Origin of the sequence: Stenotrophomonas sp. 22385, from assembly GCF_052045085.1 — a bacterium.
Taxonomy (GTDB): domain Bacteria; phylum Pseudomonadota; class Gammaproteobacteria; order Xanthomonadales; family Xanthomonadaceae; genus Stenotrophomonas.
Genome location: NZ_JBQEOG010000003.1, coordinates 217,364 through 233,024, shown reverse-complemented (window position 1 = coordinate 233,024; position 15,661 = coordinate 217,364). Strand labels below are relative to the sequence as shown.

At 59.5% G+C, this 15,661-nt stretch carries 10 protein-coding genes; all 10 read right to left on the bottom strand.

Annotation, left to right across the window (positions count from 1 at the left end; translation table 11 throughout):
- Window positions 1-80: 80 nt before the first annotated feature.
- The 10 genes from ACTJI4_RS07720 to mads1 all read right to left on the bottom strand — a co-directional run bounded on the left by ACTJI4_RS07720 (window position 81) and on the right by mads1 (window position 15,560).
- Entirely contained in the window at window positions 81-668 is a 588-nt protein-coding gene (locus ACTJI4_RS07720; protein WP_440868953.1) for a TetR/AcrR family transcriptional regulator, read from the bottom strand.
- Between the two features lie 333 nt (window positions 669-1,001).
- Complete coding sequence (locus tag ACTJI4_RS07715; RefSeq protein ID WP_440868952.1) at window positions 1,002-2,837, bottom strand: DUF262 domain-containing protein; 1,836 nt, start codon at window positions 2,835-2,837, stop codon at window positions 1,002-1,004.
- Window positions 2,838-2,878: 41 nt separating this feature from the next.
- Entirely contained in the window at window positions 2,879-4,180 is a 1,302-nt protein-coding gene (locus ACTJI4_RS07710; protein ID WP_440868951.1) for a hypothetical protein, read from the bottom strand.
- A complete protein-coding gene (locus ACTJI4_RS07705; protein ID WP_440868950.1) occupies window positions 4,180-6,957 on the bottom strand; it encodes a DEAD/DEAH box helicase in 2,778 nt (925 codons plus the stop codon). Before ACTJI4_RS07705 ends, ACTJI4_RS07710 begins: the two co-directional genes overlap by 1 nt.
- A 9-nt stretch (window positions 6,958-6,966) precedes the next feature.
- Complete coding sequence (locus tag ACTJI4_RS07700) at window positions 6,967-7,464, bottom strand: hypothetical protein (protein ID WP_440868949.1); 498 nt, start codon at window positions 7,462-7,464, stop codon at window positions 6,967-6,969.
- Window positions 7,461-10,673, bottom strand: coding sequence for a DUF1156 domain-containing protein (locus ACTJI4_RS07695; protein WP_440868948.1), 3,213 nt, complete (start codon window positions 10,671-10,673; stop codon window positions 7,461-7,463). Before ACTJI4_RS07695 ends, ACTJI4_RS07700 begins: the two co-directional genes overlap by 4 nt.
- Window positions 10,673-11,599: a hypothetical protein gene (locus ACTJI4_RS07690; protein ID WP_440868947.1), complete on the bottom strand. Its 927-nt coding sequence runs from the start codon at window positions 11,597-11,599 to the stop codon at window positions 10,673-10,675. The genes ACTJI4_RS07695 and ACTJI4_RS07690 overlap by 1 nt, the downstream gene beginning before the upstream one ends.
- Complete coding sequence (locus tag ACTJI4_RS07685; RefSeq protein WP_440868946.1) at window positions 11,599-12,591, bottom strand: hypothetical protein; 993 nt, start codon at window positions 12,589-12,591, stop codon at window positions 11,599-11,601. The genes ACTJI4_RS07690 and ACTJI4_RS07685 overlap by 1 nt, the downstream gene beginning before the upstream one ends.
- Window positions 12,591-15,323 (bottom strand): DUF499 domain-containing protein, encoded by a 2,733-nt coding sequence (locus tag ACTJI4_RS07680; RefSeq protein ID WP_440868945.1) that lies wholly within the window; start codon window positions 15,321-15,323, stop codon window positions 12,591-12,593. Before ACTJI4_RS07680 ends, ACTJI4_RS07685 begins: the two co-directional genes overlap by 1 nt.
- Entirely contained in the window at window positions 15,324-15,560 is a 237-nt protein-coding gene (mads1, locus tag ACTJI4_RS07675) for a methylation-associated defense system helix-turn-helix domain-containing protein MAD1 (protein WP_440868944.1), read from the bottom strand. It lies immediately after the preceding gene.
- Window positions 15,561-15,661: the final 101 nt, after the last annotated feature.

Here is a 15,661-nt window from a genome sequence, read left to right as displayed (position 1 = left end):
CGGTCCTCAAGTAAACCTACTAGTAGGTAGGCACGATGGCCATGAGAAAGCCCGCGTGAGGCGGACTTCAGAAAATGGATTCAACGTTGTGCAGTCACCCGCGCAACCGACAGCCGCGCCAGGGCTGCGAACGTCTGCGCATCACCAAACCCCCGCGCGGCCAGCATCGCCCCATGCACGGAGGCCATGAAAGCCTTGGCCTCATCCGAGGGCGCGCCCTGCAGCTGGAACTGCCCCTGCGCTACCCCCTTCTCCAAGGTCGCAGTCAACCAGCCACTGAGATCCTCGAAGTGTCCGCGCACTTCTTCGGCAATTTCCGGGGGAATCATCGGTGACTCTGCCGCGAGCATGGCGCAGATGCAGAACGAGGCCGTGCCACCGGCGATGCAGCTGGACCAGTACTCGACGTAGGCATTGAGCTCCTTCAACGGATCACCCAGCTGCCGGTCCAGCATGGCCAGCCCTTCCCGGGCCTCGGCGCGGTACAGCGCCACCACCGTACGAACCAGCTCGGCTTTGCTGGGAAAATGATGATGGATGCTGGCCTTGCTGATGTTCACCCTGGCCGAGATATCGGCATAGCTGAAGCCGTTGTAGCCGCCCGCCTCCAGCAACGTGCGGGCGTGGGCGACGATTTCGGCGGCTTTGGGGGAGAGGACGGTATCCATTGACCGATCCTACTAGTAGGTAGGCTGAGACGTCAAGCGACCGGGCAGCGCGTATCGACCAACGGTCGATACCTACCCGGTTCCCCAATAAAGAAGGGCGCCTTGCGGCGCCCATCTTTCAGCTCATTCCCACTCCATCATCAACGGGGCTCGTAAGCCCACGTGGTTTAAGGGATTGGCTGTGATCGATATGGAGCCTTACCGTTGCTTTTACCGTCAGAACCGCACATCTTTTACTGGCGCGGGTGATGGAGCAATTTGAGGGGTGGCGACGTTGGCTACACCATTATCAATCGAACTCAATCATAGCCCAACGTGCTGACAGCTTGCATCTCAAACGTCTATGGGAGATGTCTTCCAGATAACCTGTGCCAAGGTTACTAGCAGCCCGTGGCGATCCTCGATGGTCTTGGCGTTCCACGCTGGAAATGCCTTCAACTTCTCATTGATTCTGGAGATGGAGGTGTTCTGCCCGACGCTGGTCAGTTCTACCAGGCTGCGAGTCAGGTAGTTGCCGCTCTTGCGGTACTCGGCTTGCTTCGCTGTGTAGAAATCGTTACCCGCGATTATGTTGATTGGTTTCTCCAGCAAGGTCAGGTTGCCCAGCCGGTTCTTGTAGTCGTCGTAGGCTGTCCCCGGATTCTCGGCGGCCCACTTGCTGCGAAGATCGGCCTCCGGCTTGTTGGGCAGGATGTGTTCGATCTCCAGATTGGTAAACGGTTCCAGACTGCCGGGGATCTTCAAACCGCTGAAGGCCATCTCGACGTGCTGCGTCAGGCGCGCCAGCAGGTAGCGCGTGCGGTACTGCTGCATCGAATGCAACGTGAAGCGCCGGAGTGCATCCACCAGCTCCTGCGACTTGCCAGCTATGTTGGTGTCGAAGCGGTCGGTGATGAAGACGTTAAGCTGCACCTTCTGTTTCACAGGATCGGTCGCATCCGCAATCGCGCGCAGTTCATCGGCCCATTGTGAGAAGCTGCGCTCCAGATCTTTGGTCGGCGTCTTAGTGAAGATGTAGTAGAAGAGGAAGCTTTCCAACTGCGCAACAAAATGGTCAAACAGCGGCTTAGGGAAACTGGCCGCAGCCAGTAGCAGGACGTAGTGCAAACTGAAAGCTCCGCCTGCCAGTCGCTTTAGGCTATCCATCGCAAGACTCGGCTTGCCGTCGTTGCCCAGTCCATTGGAAAACGCAAGGTAGTGCTCGACGTTGCGGATGACCTTGCGGACGAACTCGAAGGGCTTGCCAGCGTAGTCGCACAGCGCCGCATTGTCCTTGTCTACGAACCAGTCGTAGATTTCGTCCTCGCGCACCACGGCGTCTCCACGGTCATTCTTGATGACGTAGTTCGCCATCAGGAAGTATCGCAGGAAGCGTAGTGGCTTTTCCTTTCCTTTCTCCAGCGGCTTGGTGATCTTCTTCCATTCATCCTTGAGCTGGGTGAACTGCGCTAGCTTCACCTGCGTGAACAACAGGTTCTTCAGCAAGTCCATCGGATTGAGGCCGACGCCCCGCTCATTGATGGTCTCGAAGATTTTCAGGGCGCTGCTCACGTCCGTGGAAATCTGGATGAACACCACGTTGTTGGCCAGATAACCCCAATACTTCTTCAGCTTGACCGGGCTGTCGTAGTTGTCCTTCAGATAGCGGTACAGCGTGCTGTAGGCATTGATCAAGTTTTCCAGCGAACCGAAGCTGGCGATGCCCGACGATTGAATGCCCGCGCGCACGGCCTGCGGATCGGCGTCCAGCTCCACCAGCTTGGTGATGACCTCGCCCGCATTCTCGTAGCGCGGCTCCAGCTTCAGGCTGGTTCGCGCCTCGCCGTCGCTGTCCGTGTAGCTGGTCGAGATCAGACCGCTGACAGTCTGACGCTGCGGTTCACCCTGAAACAGGTGCTTCAACGCGCACAGCAGCAGGAAGAACGTAGTCAGGCGTTGCTGCCCGTCGATGACCTCGTAGTGGTTCTTCTGGTCGGTCGGCGACACCAGCACCGTGCCGATGAAGTATTCCCGCGTCGTCCCCGCATCGATCTGCTCGTCGATGTCTTCGAGCAACTGATGCACTTCCTTGTCCGTCCAGACATACTCGCGCTGGTAGTCCGGCACGATGTAGAAGCATTCCCTGAAGGCTTCCTCGATGCTGTATTTGTGGTTCTCGATGCGGGCCATGCTCGTGTCGTTCCTGTCTCGTTCTGCGTCGGGTCGCAATCTCAGTCGAGGTATCGGTTGAAAACGGCGAACTCGGTGGGATCGAACGCCGGGTCAAGCTCCACCGCTCTGGCACGCAGGAGCCGGTGATCGCCACGGGCACGCCCACGCTCCCATGTCTGACTGTTGCCTTGAATGCCCTCGATGAGATCGATGCAATCGTCGATGGAGTACCGACCAAGCGCGGGCCGGATCACCTCCGAAAACCTCTGATCGGCGGCGTTGTAGCTTCCGCTGGCAACGTAGTATTTGTTCGCCAGCCGGATCGATGCCTTGGCCCATTCCGGTGAATCGGAAAGGTCTCGAAGAGACTCCCATGTCCCCTGATCAATCTGTGGGTAGTCCGCACCCGCGATCCATTCTCCAAGCCGCGCGGCATGCTCTTCGAGCGAGCCGGAAATGAACCAAGCCAAACAGCGGGCCGATGTTTCCTGCTCGGCGGTGTGCTGGATCGCCGTTTTTGCATGATCCGCCAGCAACCCGTAGATGCGAGCCGAGCGCGATAGGAAGTGAATCAGGTACACAAGGGGCGATCCGCCCGTGGCTATCGTGCTGAAATAGTCCCTGTCGGCCTCGATCTGGGTTTGGAACTGCGCCGGGTTGCGGCCATACAGCAAGGTCAATGCGCTGTAGTTGATGGTGCGGTTCTTCTCGCACTTCTCGTCCGTCAGCCGGAACACGAATTTCCATAGGGCTTTGAAGACAGCCTTCTCGACCTCCGGATTGAAGCTCGAGAAATACTTGCTCTCCAAGTATGCTTTGAGCTTCTTGTCGTCGATCAGGATGCCGGATGCCTGTTCAAGGTCTTCGACCAGATCGCCCACGATCTGTTTGGACAAGATCGGTGCCTTCGTGAGCAGGCCGTCGAGCGCGTTGCGAATCAGGGCGCGCGCCGTGTCGCGGTTCGGGCGATGCAACTGGAAATTGGCATTGACCACCGGATGCGCAGCAAGGTGGCGCTGCCGTTGCAGATGCAGCAGGTTCTCCCGTTCGGCAATGTCCAGCAACTGCGTTTGCTCGGCCACCGATTCAACCAGCTTCGATTCCCATTCCGACGACCGTTCGTTGGCCTGTTGCAGTTTTCCGACCTCGGCCAGAATCGTCTTGGCCTTGTCGTCCCCGTAGAGATCGACTAGATGCTGGAGCTTGAACAGCAGGTCACAGACCACGACCGACCACAGCATCACGACCGCGGAGCGATGGTTGCCCGCCGCGTAGCAGCTCAACACCTCGGAGAAGTATTCCTTGCTGCGCGCATCGAATATCTGCGTCGCGCGCTGCTCGATGGAGTATTCGTCCAGCATCACGCCTCCCGACCGATGATTTCGACGCAGCCGATCAGCTCCGCCGAATAGCTGCCGTCACCGTTCGCGGCTCCCTTGTGCTTCAGCTCACGCTGCAAGGTCGGCTCGACTGCTCTGGCGAACAGATCAATCCGCTGTTCTGGTTGGAAGGTCGGCGTAGCGGGCGGTGCTTGCAGGTATTTCTCGCACAGGCGTTCGACCGCCGGAACGCGCGTGCCGTCCTGCTTGACGGCGATGGGCTGCACCACCACGCGGCGTTCGCCTTTGCCAGCAGATGCTTCAACCATCCACAGTGACAGCAGCACCGGCTCGTCCACGTCGCCGGACACGGCAATGCCGACTTCTTCTGGCGGCACGCTGCGCCAGCGTCCCAGCTCCTCTTGTACCAACGGGTGATCCAAGCCCATCAGTTGCAGTGATTCCTGATTCGTCGCCGCCTCGCGGCTCAGGGTGAAGCGAGCGCGGCGCGTGCCTTCCGCAGCAACGAGGTCGTAGGTCGCATCGTCCACCTTGACTAGCTTCTGCTGGCGATCCGCGACCGCCGCACACAGAAAGCGCACCAGTCGATCCAGACTGGACGACACATCCGAGAAGGGCTTGTAGTCGTCAAGGCTAAAACCGTCGAGGTCTTGGAACAGATCGAACACCACCTGCCGCGCCTCGCGGGAATTCGACAGCGCCGCCTCCAACTCTACCTGCGTGCGCTTCAATTCCGGGTCGGACAGCGCCTCCTGATAGAGGCGGTCGTAGTTCAACCGTTCGGACAACTGCCCAAGAATCTGCGCGCGCAGGTCTTCGGCCACGTTGCCTTGCTCATCGACCTTGCCGACCGTGCGGGCGATTTCGGTGAGCTTTTCGTCCAGCAGCAGGAAGATGCGTCCCTCGATGGTGTCCGACAGCACGAGGTTGTAAACCTGCGCGGTGTCGCGCTGGCCGTAGCGATGGATGCGACCGATGCGCTGTTCCATGTCCATCGGATTCCACGGCAGGTCGAAATTGAACAGGATGCGCGCGAATTGCAGGTTGATGCCTTCGCGCCCAGCCGCCGTGCAGACCAGTACGCGCGGGCCATCCTTCTGGCGAAAGCGCCGCTCTGCTGCTACCTTCGCGCCGTGATCGCCGCCGCGCAGCACCACCACACCCTGACCGGGGAAGGTCTGTTCGATCTCGCGGGCGATCATGTCCACCGTCCCGAGGTAGGTGGCGAAGATCACGATCTTCTCGTTCTGGTTCTGCCGCCACAGCGTGCCCAAGCCGTCCAGCAGCTTCTGCATCTTTGTTTCGCGCTGCGCCGGGAACACGCGCAGCAGATCGCCAATGCGCAGGCGCTCCTCCGGCAGGTGCAGATTCACCACCGCCGAGGCCGCTTCTTCCGCGTGCCTCGACGAATATTCGCTGCCATAAGGATCGGAGGCCATCTCCAGCGCCTCTTCGTCCAGCTTCTTAACCAGCCGGTACTTCAGATCGGCCAGCACGCGATCCACCTCGCTGCGCCCAACGCTGTCCCAGGGCAGACCAAATTCCTCATGGATCAGCTCGCGCGCCTCCTCGGTCAGGCGTTCACGGCCCTCGATGTCCAGCCCCTTGTCGCGAAGGAAGGCTTCGTGCAACGTCAGCATCAGCAGGCGGCGTTTGAGGGTGCGGCGCACGGCGGCGAAGCTCGACGCTGCGATCTTCTGAAAGATCGCCATCAGGAAGCCCAGCGCCCGCCCTTGGTTGCCTTGACGGCGCGCAAGGTCGAAACCGTCCTCCAGATACTCGCGCAGCTTCTCGTAGAACAGCCGCTCGGTCTGGCTCATCACGAAGGATTCGGTGTGAACCCAACGGCGCGCAAACAGCGGTGAGCCGTCCGGCTGGCAGGCGTCGGCCTTGGTGCGGCGGAACATCACCGCGTTGAGCCGGTGCCGTTCTTCCACCATCTCCTCTGGGCTGCGGAACAACGTCGGATTCAGCAGTTGCGCGAGCATCCAGAACTGGAAGTGATTGCCCTGATGCGGCGTGGCCGATAGCAACACGAGGTCGCGGGAATGATCTTTCAGCGCCTCGGCCAGCTTGTAGTTCTCTGTCTTGCGCACCTTGCCGCCGCTCTTGTAGGCCGTGAGATGGTGCGCCTCATCGAACACCACAAGATCCCAGCGCGGCGCATCCAGCAGGCGCCTGATGCGCGCCGGGCGTTTCAAGGTGTCGATGCTAGCAATCAGCCGGTCGTGCTTGGCGAAGGCATTGGTCTTGCGGTCGGTGATGTCGCCCTCGGAGCCGAACACCTCGAAGTCGAGATTGAACACCTCGTTCAATTCCCGATGCCAGTTGTTCACGAGGCCAGCAGGCACCACCATCAACGCGCGGCTCAGTTCGCCACGGCTGGCCAGCTCGCGCAGGATCAGCGCGGTTTCGATAGTCTTGCCCAAGCCCACCTCGTCGGCGATCAGGTAGCGCCGGGGCGATGCCGTGGCGATGCGATGCGTCAACACTACCTGATGCGGCAACAGGTCGATCTTGGCCGATGTCAGCGCAGATGCGCTCTCCATCACCGGCAGCGCGTGCGCCTCGTAGGACAGCCATGCCTTGCGTGACCGTGCAGCGCCGCCATTCACGGCGCGCAGGATGCGCTCAGTGCGTGTGAGTTCGCGCTGCAGCGAGGCCACCGGGACACGGCGTTCGCCCACGCTGAAGAACACGCGCAGATAGCCGTCACGCGCTGGATCGAGCACGACGCCCTTGCCGTACTCGTGATGAGTGATACGCGCGCCGGGTTGGAACTGAATCTCTGTCGTCACGCACCCACCTCAGGTAATCCGCAGGTGGAACAGCCCTGCAGGCTTGGCTTCATCGCGCAGAAGGATTTCCTGCGGGTACTCGTTGGCTTGCCCCCACAGGATGCGGCCGAAGTCAATCTGGTGCCCATGGGGAGTGTGACAAAGCCAGCCCACCTCATCGGTGGCAGGGTGTGCTCTCACGCGGTTGTGGCCACCAGGCAGCCAGAACACCAGCGCACCATCGCTTCCCCATTCGTCCTGAAATGATAGGACGGCGGGCTTGATCGCATCGCCTAACCACGCTTCTGCATCGGTTGGCGTCAGTAGATCAAGGCTGCCATCCAGCCCTGCGACAACTAACGTCCTGCCACCATTGCTTGGCAATTCATCTGGCCATTTGGCCACCGCGCGCAGAAACTGACGCAGACTCCACACCTCGCTTGCCGCGCAGACCTGGTTGCGTGCTTCTACATCCCACACCCAACTGGTACCGCGACGCTGCCACACCGTATCGATCAGTTGCCTCATCCCCCGTACTCCCCGTCGTCATCAAACAGAGAAGCCTGCAAGGGCTGAGGCCCTTGGCTGGCGGCCCAAGCGTTGTAAATCGTCGTCGCACGCGATGCTGCATTGCGATTGGCCTGATCCGGGCCGTTCCGATGCAACCATTCCAGCAACGGCTTCAGGGCGACATGCGGCTTGAAGTTTTCGTTCTTCAGCGTGTCTGAGGCGTTGATACCGCTGTTGTCGAAGCAGGCGCCAATAAGTACCAGCGCCTGATCCAGGTCGGAAGTAAGTTTGCGGCGATGCTTGCCCTGCCAGTCGCGAGCAAAATCCAGCGGGTCAGTACGGGTGAAGACCTTGCTCTTCTCAGAGCACCAGTTACGCTGTACAAAATCATCCGGCGTAGTGATGCTGCCACGCAAAAACTTCTGCAACTGATCGCGCTTCAGCTCGGTGGCTACGCCGAAGGTGCGCAGAAACTGGCGCGTTATCGGCTCGGCGTTAACGGGAGGAGGCTCCGCGCCTTTGTTGGCATCCTCGTCGATCAATTGATTGATACCGATCAGGGCCTCGCGGACTGAGATGGTACGGCCTTCATCCACATACACCTTGCCGTAGTGGCGCGAGAAGTATTCCAGCGCCTTGCCACGCCGGATGACCTGGATGTCGGCGGCAGGCAGACCTTCCTTCGCGTGGTTTTCCAACATGGCCTGCAACTGGCGCACGTCGGCCATCACCTCGCGGCGCATTCGGCCCCAGCTAACCGGCTTGGGTTCTTCGGTGCGCTTACGGCAGACGTGGATGATGTCGTACTCGATGGTCTTGGAACCGAACTCACCGTCGCCCTTGGTTTCGTCGGAGCGGATGGGATAGGTCGCTTCCAGATAGTAGCCAGCGTCGAACAACGATTCCAGCACCGCCACCCACGGCTCGTCTTCACTGTGGTGGAAGGTGAAGGCCAGAATGCCGCTGGGTTTGAGCACACGGTGCGCTTCGCGCCAGCACTGCGTGAGCAGGCGCTGGTAGAAGCCATCTGGGTCTTCCGGTTCGCGCGCGCGGTTGGCTACCGCCTCCAGCGACTTGGGAGTGTAGTCGGCGCGGAAGTAGTCGGGGTACTTGTCCTTCAGTGCGAGGCGCAGCCAGACGTAGAAGAAGTCGGACAGCTCCGAGTAGTGCAACAGGCCACCGAAGGGCGGATCGGTGATGACCAGATCAAGGCTGGACGCGGGAACATTCGTGAGGTCGGTGGATGAACCGCAATAGGTGTCGGCACCCTGCAACGGATCACCGGGATAAACCTTTTCGCTCTTACCTGATACCTCGCCAGCAATGCTTGGTGCGTGCCTATTGAGGTATTCAGCACTCACGGCTTCCCACGGTGTTTGCGCCCATTCCCCACCCTTGAACAGAACTTCATAGGTAGATGACCACGGGCCATAGCCCATTGGCGGGAACACACCTACCTCAACAACATTATTCTTCGGGTGGAAATTACTGTTCGACATAGCTGGAGCCAGCTTATCGAGCTTCATGTGCCAAAAAGCGAGCGAGTTTTGATTACGCAAGAAATTTTGGAACGCACCAAGCACATACTCGCGCGTTTTCCATTCGTAGCCTCCAACCTCGACAATCGCCTTCAGAAGTTGTGCATGAACGAGCAACTGGCGCGGGTGAAACATAGTCCACCAGTGCGTGAAGCCGTGGTTTGGTACACCGCCTTGCAGGTGGTGCGTCATGAAGCCATACGGCAGTTCAGAGCGCGGCCAGTAGTCCTTCAGATCGGTATCCTTGCGCGTTTCCCATTCCGCAAACGCGCTGTCGTACTGCCGTGCGTGCGCCGTGTCGTAAGCGGCGAAGAACCGACCGCCGTATGGCTTGCCCGCTTCGTCACGCTTCGGCGCATAACCCTGCACCGCGTAGGCCGCCATCGGTCCGGTCTTGCCCGTGGCCTTGATCGTGGTAAGCACATCCTGCACCGTGCCGCAGGCCGAGCAGGCGTAGTGCGACTTCTTCGGCACCGTGCCTTTCTCCGGCGCAAAGGTGACACCCGTTTCCGGGTCGGTCACTTCATCCGGCAGCGCGCCGCGCACTTCCAGAAGACGAATCTTCGTGGCGCGTGCCGCGTCCCATCGCGTGGTCGCTGCCACATCGTCCTGCGCCGAACCGCCGTAGGGCGCGCCCGTAGCGTCTTGCTTCGCTTCGCCCGCCAGCCATTGCGGATGCACCAGCAGGCTCAGTTCCACCTTCTTGTTCTTGCCCTTGCCGAGGTTCACCAGCGCGGTGTGGCCGCAGTGGGGGCAGATCACGCCCTTCTTGCGGTCGAGCACGGAGTGCGGCGCTTCGGTGGGGGCGACGACGAGTGGCACATCAGGGGCCATGCGCGCGGCTTCTTCCTCCACATCGAACGCCTCACCGCATTGACCGCAGGTGTGTTCCCAATGCTTGACGGTGAGCGTTTTCAGCGCCATCACCGGGCTGGTCATTATCGGCGTGCGGTGACCGCAGCCCGTCACCTGACAAGGGCCGTGCTTGGCCCAGAAGGTGTAGATGATCTCCGGGCCTTCGTACTGGTAGTCCTTGCGCTCGTCGCGCGGAATGGCGAGCGGATCGAAGTCGGCGGGCATCACCTTGCCCGTGGGCTGGTGCGTCCATTTTCCTTTCTCGCCCTGCGGGCCGTCGCAGTAGTAGTACGGCATGATCTGCGGCTTGACCTCGGCCTCGATGTCGGCGAGGAGCTTCTTCACCTGATCCAGATCGACATTGGCGAGTTCCTGCTTGACCACGAACCACGCGACCGGGTTGAGGTCGTTGCCGATCATTTGCATGCCGAGGCGCGAGCCTTCCACCAGCGTGGTGCCGCCGCCCATGAAGATGTCCGCCACCTTCAGGTGCTTGAACGCGCCTTTCTTCTGGTGGTTGGCGTAGTAGTTGTCCCACACCAGCTTGGCCGCGTGCGAGGAATCTTCCGGCGCTTTGGTGGCCGCCGCGATCAGCATCGAGCGGAACACGCTGGAACGCCGCCGCGCCCACCATTTGGACATCTGGTAGATGGGCTTGCCCGCGTTGCCCTCGATGATCGCAACCTGATTGACCGGCAAGATGGGAAAATCCACCTCCAGACAGGTCTTGGGACGATTCGGATCATTGAAATCAACGGTTTCCAGCGCGACGGCCTTGCCTGCGCCGACAGCCTTAGCGACTGCTTGTTGGAGTAGTTCCTTCTTGGTGGCCATCAGATCGCTCTACCAATAGTTAACATCATCTCGATTCCTGACAACTTCTTAACCACCCTCGCTAATGCTCGAAGATCCCGCATCATCGGGTTCGCATCCTGCAATAGCTCTCTGTCCAGGTGAGCTTCAAAGAAGCCGCGTATCGATCCTTTGACATCAGACTCACCAGCCAAAGCATCAATTACTCCAGCAGTGAAGCCCTCATAGTTATCGCGATCGACGACACCAATGCCCTGACTAACGCGTCCAATTTGATCCACCAATAGCTCGCGAAAGCTGATGCCTTCGATCTGCACAGGATCACTATGCAAGCTGACCTCGTGATGTTGATTGAAGAAGAACTGATGCTCCTCGGGATTTCCATCCACCTCTTCGTGGGGAGGGATACAAATAAGATCCCTGAACAATGGCACATCAACCCTTTCCAAAATATTCCAAGTGAGGAAACTAACGTGCGATCTCACCCACGGCGACCCGTTAATGAGATCACCGCCGAAGCGAATTCTTTTGAGATCAATAAATGTCGGAGAGACATAGAAGACTCTCGCCCCTCGATTCTGCAAATCTACCAATAACTCATGCTGCGAACGAGGCTCACCCTTTGCTTTGGCTCGCAACCTGAAGTGAAAAAGGCCACCAGCATCGTCAAACCTCCAATCTTCGCGCCAAGCGTATGCTGCAGGCTGTGTTTTCTGCGGCCTCGAAGTGAAGTCTGGCAACTTGTATTGAAAGAATAAAGGAACTACCTGAGAAACAGCAGCATCCCAGCCCCGTTTGGCTTCTGCACCCGGCGAGATCGGAATAATCTCTACCCCTCTGTCACTTGGTGACATTCTAAATATAGAGACGATATAGTCATGGATCGACTGTTCGATAACAGGGGCATCGCTTGGATTTTTCCAGGGAGCCTTTACTTTCTTTGTCATCATGACTTAGTTAACTCAACATAAGGCGACAGCACTTCCAGCAGCGACAAGCCGCCATGCGTAAGCGTCGGGTAACCGCCTTGACTGCGCCACTTCCTGCGGCCCAAGGCCAACAGGTGGGCGCCGTGAGGGCTGTTGATCTGCAATACCACAGGCGGCACGAAGGGGCCGGAGTCACCCGTTCCAGTCTTGCTGCGTCCGCTGGAAAAAGTCTGCTTGAGGAACTGGCTGACTTCGCCATCTGCGTCGGGGAAGTATCCGGTGGCCGCGTAGCCGTGGTCGGAGGTAATGACCAGCCGCCGACCGGTTGCCAGCCGCTCGACGAAAGTCCAGAAGTCATCACTGGACAGTTGCTCGGCCACATCCTTCGTCAACGGCTCCAGCCCTTGGCCCTGGCCCGCGATGTCGTGCAGCTTGGCGTCGGGCCAGTGATGCCAGAAGATTTGGTTCGATGTGCTACTGATCAGGGCTTCGCAGTCCTTCCACGGCAAATCTACCGTTTCGGTGCTGGCCGGTTGGAGCTTGTGCGCGAGACCGCCGCCGTTGTTCTGAAGCTTGCTGCGACCGGCGAAGCCGAGTGCACGGGCGAATTCATCAGTTTCGCCGGGTAGCTCGGAAGCGTGGGCGCTGACCTCATGCGTGGTGAAGCCATGTTCCTTGGCGCCCTGCAACAGCCATGGCAGTTCGCGCAGGCTGAGACCATCGAGGATCAGCACGGCCTTGGCGCTGAAGGGTTCGGCCCACCAGCGCACCAGACGATCCGAGGTACGCTCGACGCTGCCGCCGAAGGCCTGCCACAAATCCCAACCGCTGGAGGAGAGGAACAAATCTAGCTCGCCAATTTCGCGGTCGCGTTTGACGATTTCACTGGGCGCGTTGCCTGCAGCGAGCGGCTTGCTGGCAATTTCGACCGCGTGGCCGACGATGACGCGCCATGCGTCGGCGTCCGAACCCTGCGTCAGGGCTTGCAGTGCGGCGGCGGTCAGTGCCATCAGTTATCCTCCTTTTCAAGGTTCAGCTCAAAGGTCATGCCTTCAGGTAGCTTTTTGAGCAGTTCCTTGAGCTGCGCGCCGGTTGCGGTAGACACCTTGATGGACACCTCCGCCACTTTCGTGGCCGGGCCAATGCCCCAGCCTTCGATCTTGCCGATCAGGTTAAGCGGCGACGTGGCGGGGTTCGACAGCGGGATACGCGGCTTGCTGGTGGTGCCATCAGCGCCAAAGATGCCGCCCGGCTCGGGAGCAGGCTGCGTGCCAGTGGCCGTGCCACCTCCGGCAGTCGGCGACACGGGGGGCGTTGTGTCATCGCCACCTAAGATTCCGCCACCGGTCGGGGATGGTGCAGGTGGGTTGGAGCCGCCGGTCGCAGGCACCGCCGAGGGCAGCATTACAAACACGTCGTCAAGGTGGCGGCCCGTGAGCGAGAGTTTGGGGCGCAGACGCCGCCACGCAGTGTCTTCATCCTCGCCCGGATGGGTTTGTAGGTACTCCATGCCGCGCACGTTGATGGCGACCTTGCCCTTGGCACACAGGCGCAGCAGACGCTCCTTCATGGCGATTTCGCCCAGCCACGGGATGCAGTCCTGCCCTGCCGGTCGCGGCTCCTGCAATTCACGCAGCAGCTTACCGACCGATTCGTTGTTATTGGCGAATTCGAGCACCAATTCCTCGAAGTCCTCTGGCACGAACAGATCGCTGATCAGGGTTTCTTCAATGGCCTCGGGAATCTGCGCACCCTGCTTGTCAAGACGCTCCACGCTGAATCTGCATTGCGCGGGGTCGGCGAAATTCCAGCGTTGCAGCACCGCGAAGCGGTCGAACCGCTTCTTCAGGTTGTCGCGCAGCGTATTCTCGAATTCCTTGTGCAGCTTCTTGTATTCGGGATTCTGGCTACCCCATTCTTGCGCCTTCATTTCGGCACGGGTGAGGATGAGCAAGTCACGATCCAAGAAAGCATTGGTGCTGCCCGTGCGCGGCAGCAGGAAGCGCACAGTGTTGCGGCGTTTCTGCAGCTGATCTTTGAGCCAGTAGCCTAGCGTGGGTTCGAGCTTCTCCGGTTCTTCAGGCAGCACGAGGATAGGTAGGCGATCATCCCACTTGTCAGGTTGCTCGGCCTCTTCGAGCGATGTCCAGGGGTCATTGGCCCACGACTTCGGCAGAGCGATCACGCGGAAGGTTTTGGCGACCTCATCCGTACCGCCGATGACGTAGCGCACCTGCCGAGCGAGCTGTTCGTGATCGGCACCGTCGGCGAACAGCTTATCGTTGCGCGCGTAGGCCATCAGCTTGGCGCGGGGATTCTCTTCCTCGCGAAAAAGCAGCTTCGTGCCTTCCTGATGGATGTTAAAGCTGTTCTCTACGATGGTCGCCAACTCCACCTGGAAGGCGTTGTCGTCCACCGACTTGTCGCGAGTGATGTCCAGTTGCAGAGTACTCGGTTCCGCACCAGCGAGATTGCCAACGGCAATCGAACGCAACCACAGTGCACCGACGATTTCTTGCAGGTGCGGCGCGATGCTGGCGTGGTCGTGACGTGCTTCTTGCACCGAGATGATGTTCTGCTGCGCCTTCTCGCGCAGTGTGCGGTGGTGCTGGTTAGCGACGGCTTCCAGCAGCGCGCCGATGCCGGAGGAATCGTCTTCCAGACGGAAGTCGGCGGCGGTGAGCACCGGCACGGCATCACCGCGGCTCTTGAAGAGATTGGCAAGGATGCGAATCAGGTCGCGCGTTTCCTGCGCATCGGTGGCTATCAGCACCTGCTCTTCGAGCAGACGCAGCAAATGCGGCGCGTAGGGCCAGGATTCTGTGAATTCGCGGCGCTTGCGATCCTGCTCAGCGGGCGGAACGTCCAGCAAACGAAAGGATTCTGCGACATGCTGCTCGACCAGCGATTCAATGGTGCCGTTGGCGATCTGCAAGCGGTTGTCGAAAAGACGGTGGAGCAGCATCCGACGGCGATCCTGCTGAATGCGCTGGGCGCTGCCGCCCGCCTTGAAGTCGATGGCGACCGGGTTGACGCGATGCACCTGCTGATAGGCGTCGCTACCACCGTTGCGCACCGAGATCACCAGCACTAGCAGGTCGGGCCGTTCTTTAGCGATCTCCGAAAGAATCTGGATGAAGTTGAATGCCCAGTTCTTCCATGGGTACTGTTTGGTGTTGGTGAGGCCGTCGTACCACGTCTGGAATTCGTCCAACAGCAGCATCGTCGGCTTGTTCTCTAGCAGCTCGATGATGAGCTTGTCGGATGGGATTTCGGTCTTGGACGCGCCCTGGCCTTCCCATTTGCCCTTGATGAAAGGGCCGTGAGGATGGTTCTCGAACAGAACATCCCACAGAAACTTGTACCGGTGGCGGTGCAGACTTTCGCCAATGACGTGCATCTCTTTGCGCAACGCGATCTTGCTGACGTTGGGGTCGGCAAGGGTTGTTGCCCACGCAGTGAGCCACGCGCCCGTCGATGCGGGATCGGTGACCGCGTGAAAGAGCGCAGCCATCAAGTGCGATTTGCCGAGACCGCGTTCGCCGATTACGACAACTGGGCGACCTTGATTGGGGCCGACGGCCTCTATTCCCTTCAGCAGATCGTGCGTTGGATAGGTGATATTCAAGAACTGCTTGGCCGCGATCTGGGTCGCACCCGTGTTTTGGTCGTTGGACAGCTCGATGGCTGTGCCCTTGAGGCGCTTGCCCCGGAACTCTTCTCGTAGTGTTAGCCCGAGCATTTACTTTGTGCCCCTCTTCTTATCGTCATTGCCAGTATCGTGCGCGGGCCTTGCCGTCGACTGCAGCTCGATCCAGGTATCAATATCAGCGCGCGAAAACCGCCACGTCCCGCCTACTTTGAAAGCGGGAATCTGCTTCGCAGCCGCGAGCCTGTAGATCGTCCGTTCTGTGACCTTTAGGTACTCAGCGACCTGCTTGATCGTGAGGATCGCCTCTTCACCGATATTTGTGGGCATGGCTTGTGACAAGCGGAATGGTAGAAAAGTGCATGATAGTGCAAAATTTTCAAACCTTCAGCACCGAAATGCTTTCCGTGACCAGTCGGCCCGCCCTACCC

What these genes read in the sequence shown, in the direction of transcription:
- ACTJI4_RS07700 (WP_440868949.1), bottom strand. Translation starts at nt 7,464, where the DNA reads ATGAGGCAACTGATCGATACGGTGTGGCAGCGTCGCGGTACCAGTTGG.
- ACTJI4_RS07695 (WP_440868948.1), bottom strand. Translation starts at nt 10,673, where the DNA reads ATGGCCACCAAGAAGGAACTACTCCAACAAGCAGTCGCTAAGGCTGTC.
- ACTJI4_RS07715 (WP_440868952.1), bottom strand. Translation starts at nt 2,837, where the DNA reads ATGGCCCGCATCGAGAACCACAAATACAGCATCGAGGAAGCCTTCAGG.
- ACTJI4_RS07680 (WP_440868945.1), bottom strand. Translation starts at nt 15,323, where the DNA reads ATGCTCGGGCTAACACTACGAGAAGAGTTCCGGGGCAAGCGCCTCAAG.
- ACTJI4_RS07690 (WP_440868947.1), bottom strand. Translation starts at nt 11,599, where the DNA reads ATGACAAAGAAAGTAAAGGCTCCCTGGAAAAATCCAAGCGATGCCCCT.
- ACTJI4_RS07685 (WP_440868946.1), bottom strand. Translation starts at nt 12,591, where the DNA reads ATGGCACTGACCGCCGCCGCACTGCAAGCCCTGACGCAGGGTTCGGAC.
- ACTJI4_RS07710 (WP_440868951.1), bottom strand. Translation starts at nt 4,180, where the DNA reads ATGCTGGACGAATACTCCATCGAGCAGCGCGCGACGCAGATATTCGAT.
- mads1 (WP_440868944.1), bottom strand. Translation starts at nt 15,560, where the DNA reads ATGCCCACAAATATCGGTGAAGAGGCGATCCTCACGATCAAGCAGGTC.
- ACTJI4_RS07720 (WP_440868953.1), bottom strand. Translation starts at nt 668, where the DNA reads ATGGATACCGTCCTCTCCCCCAAAGCCGCCGAAATCGTCGCCCACGCC.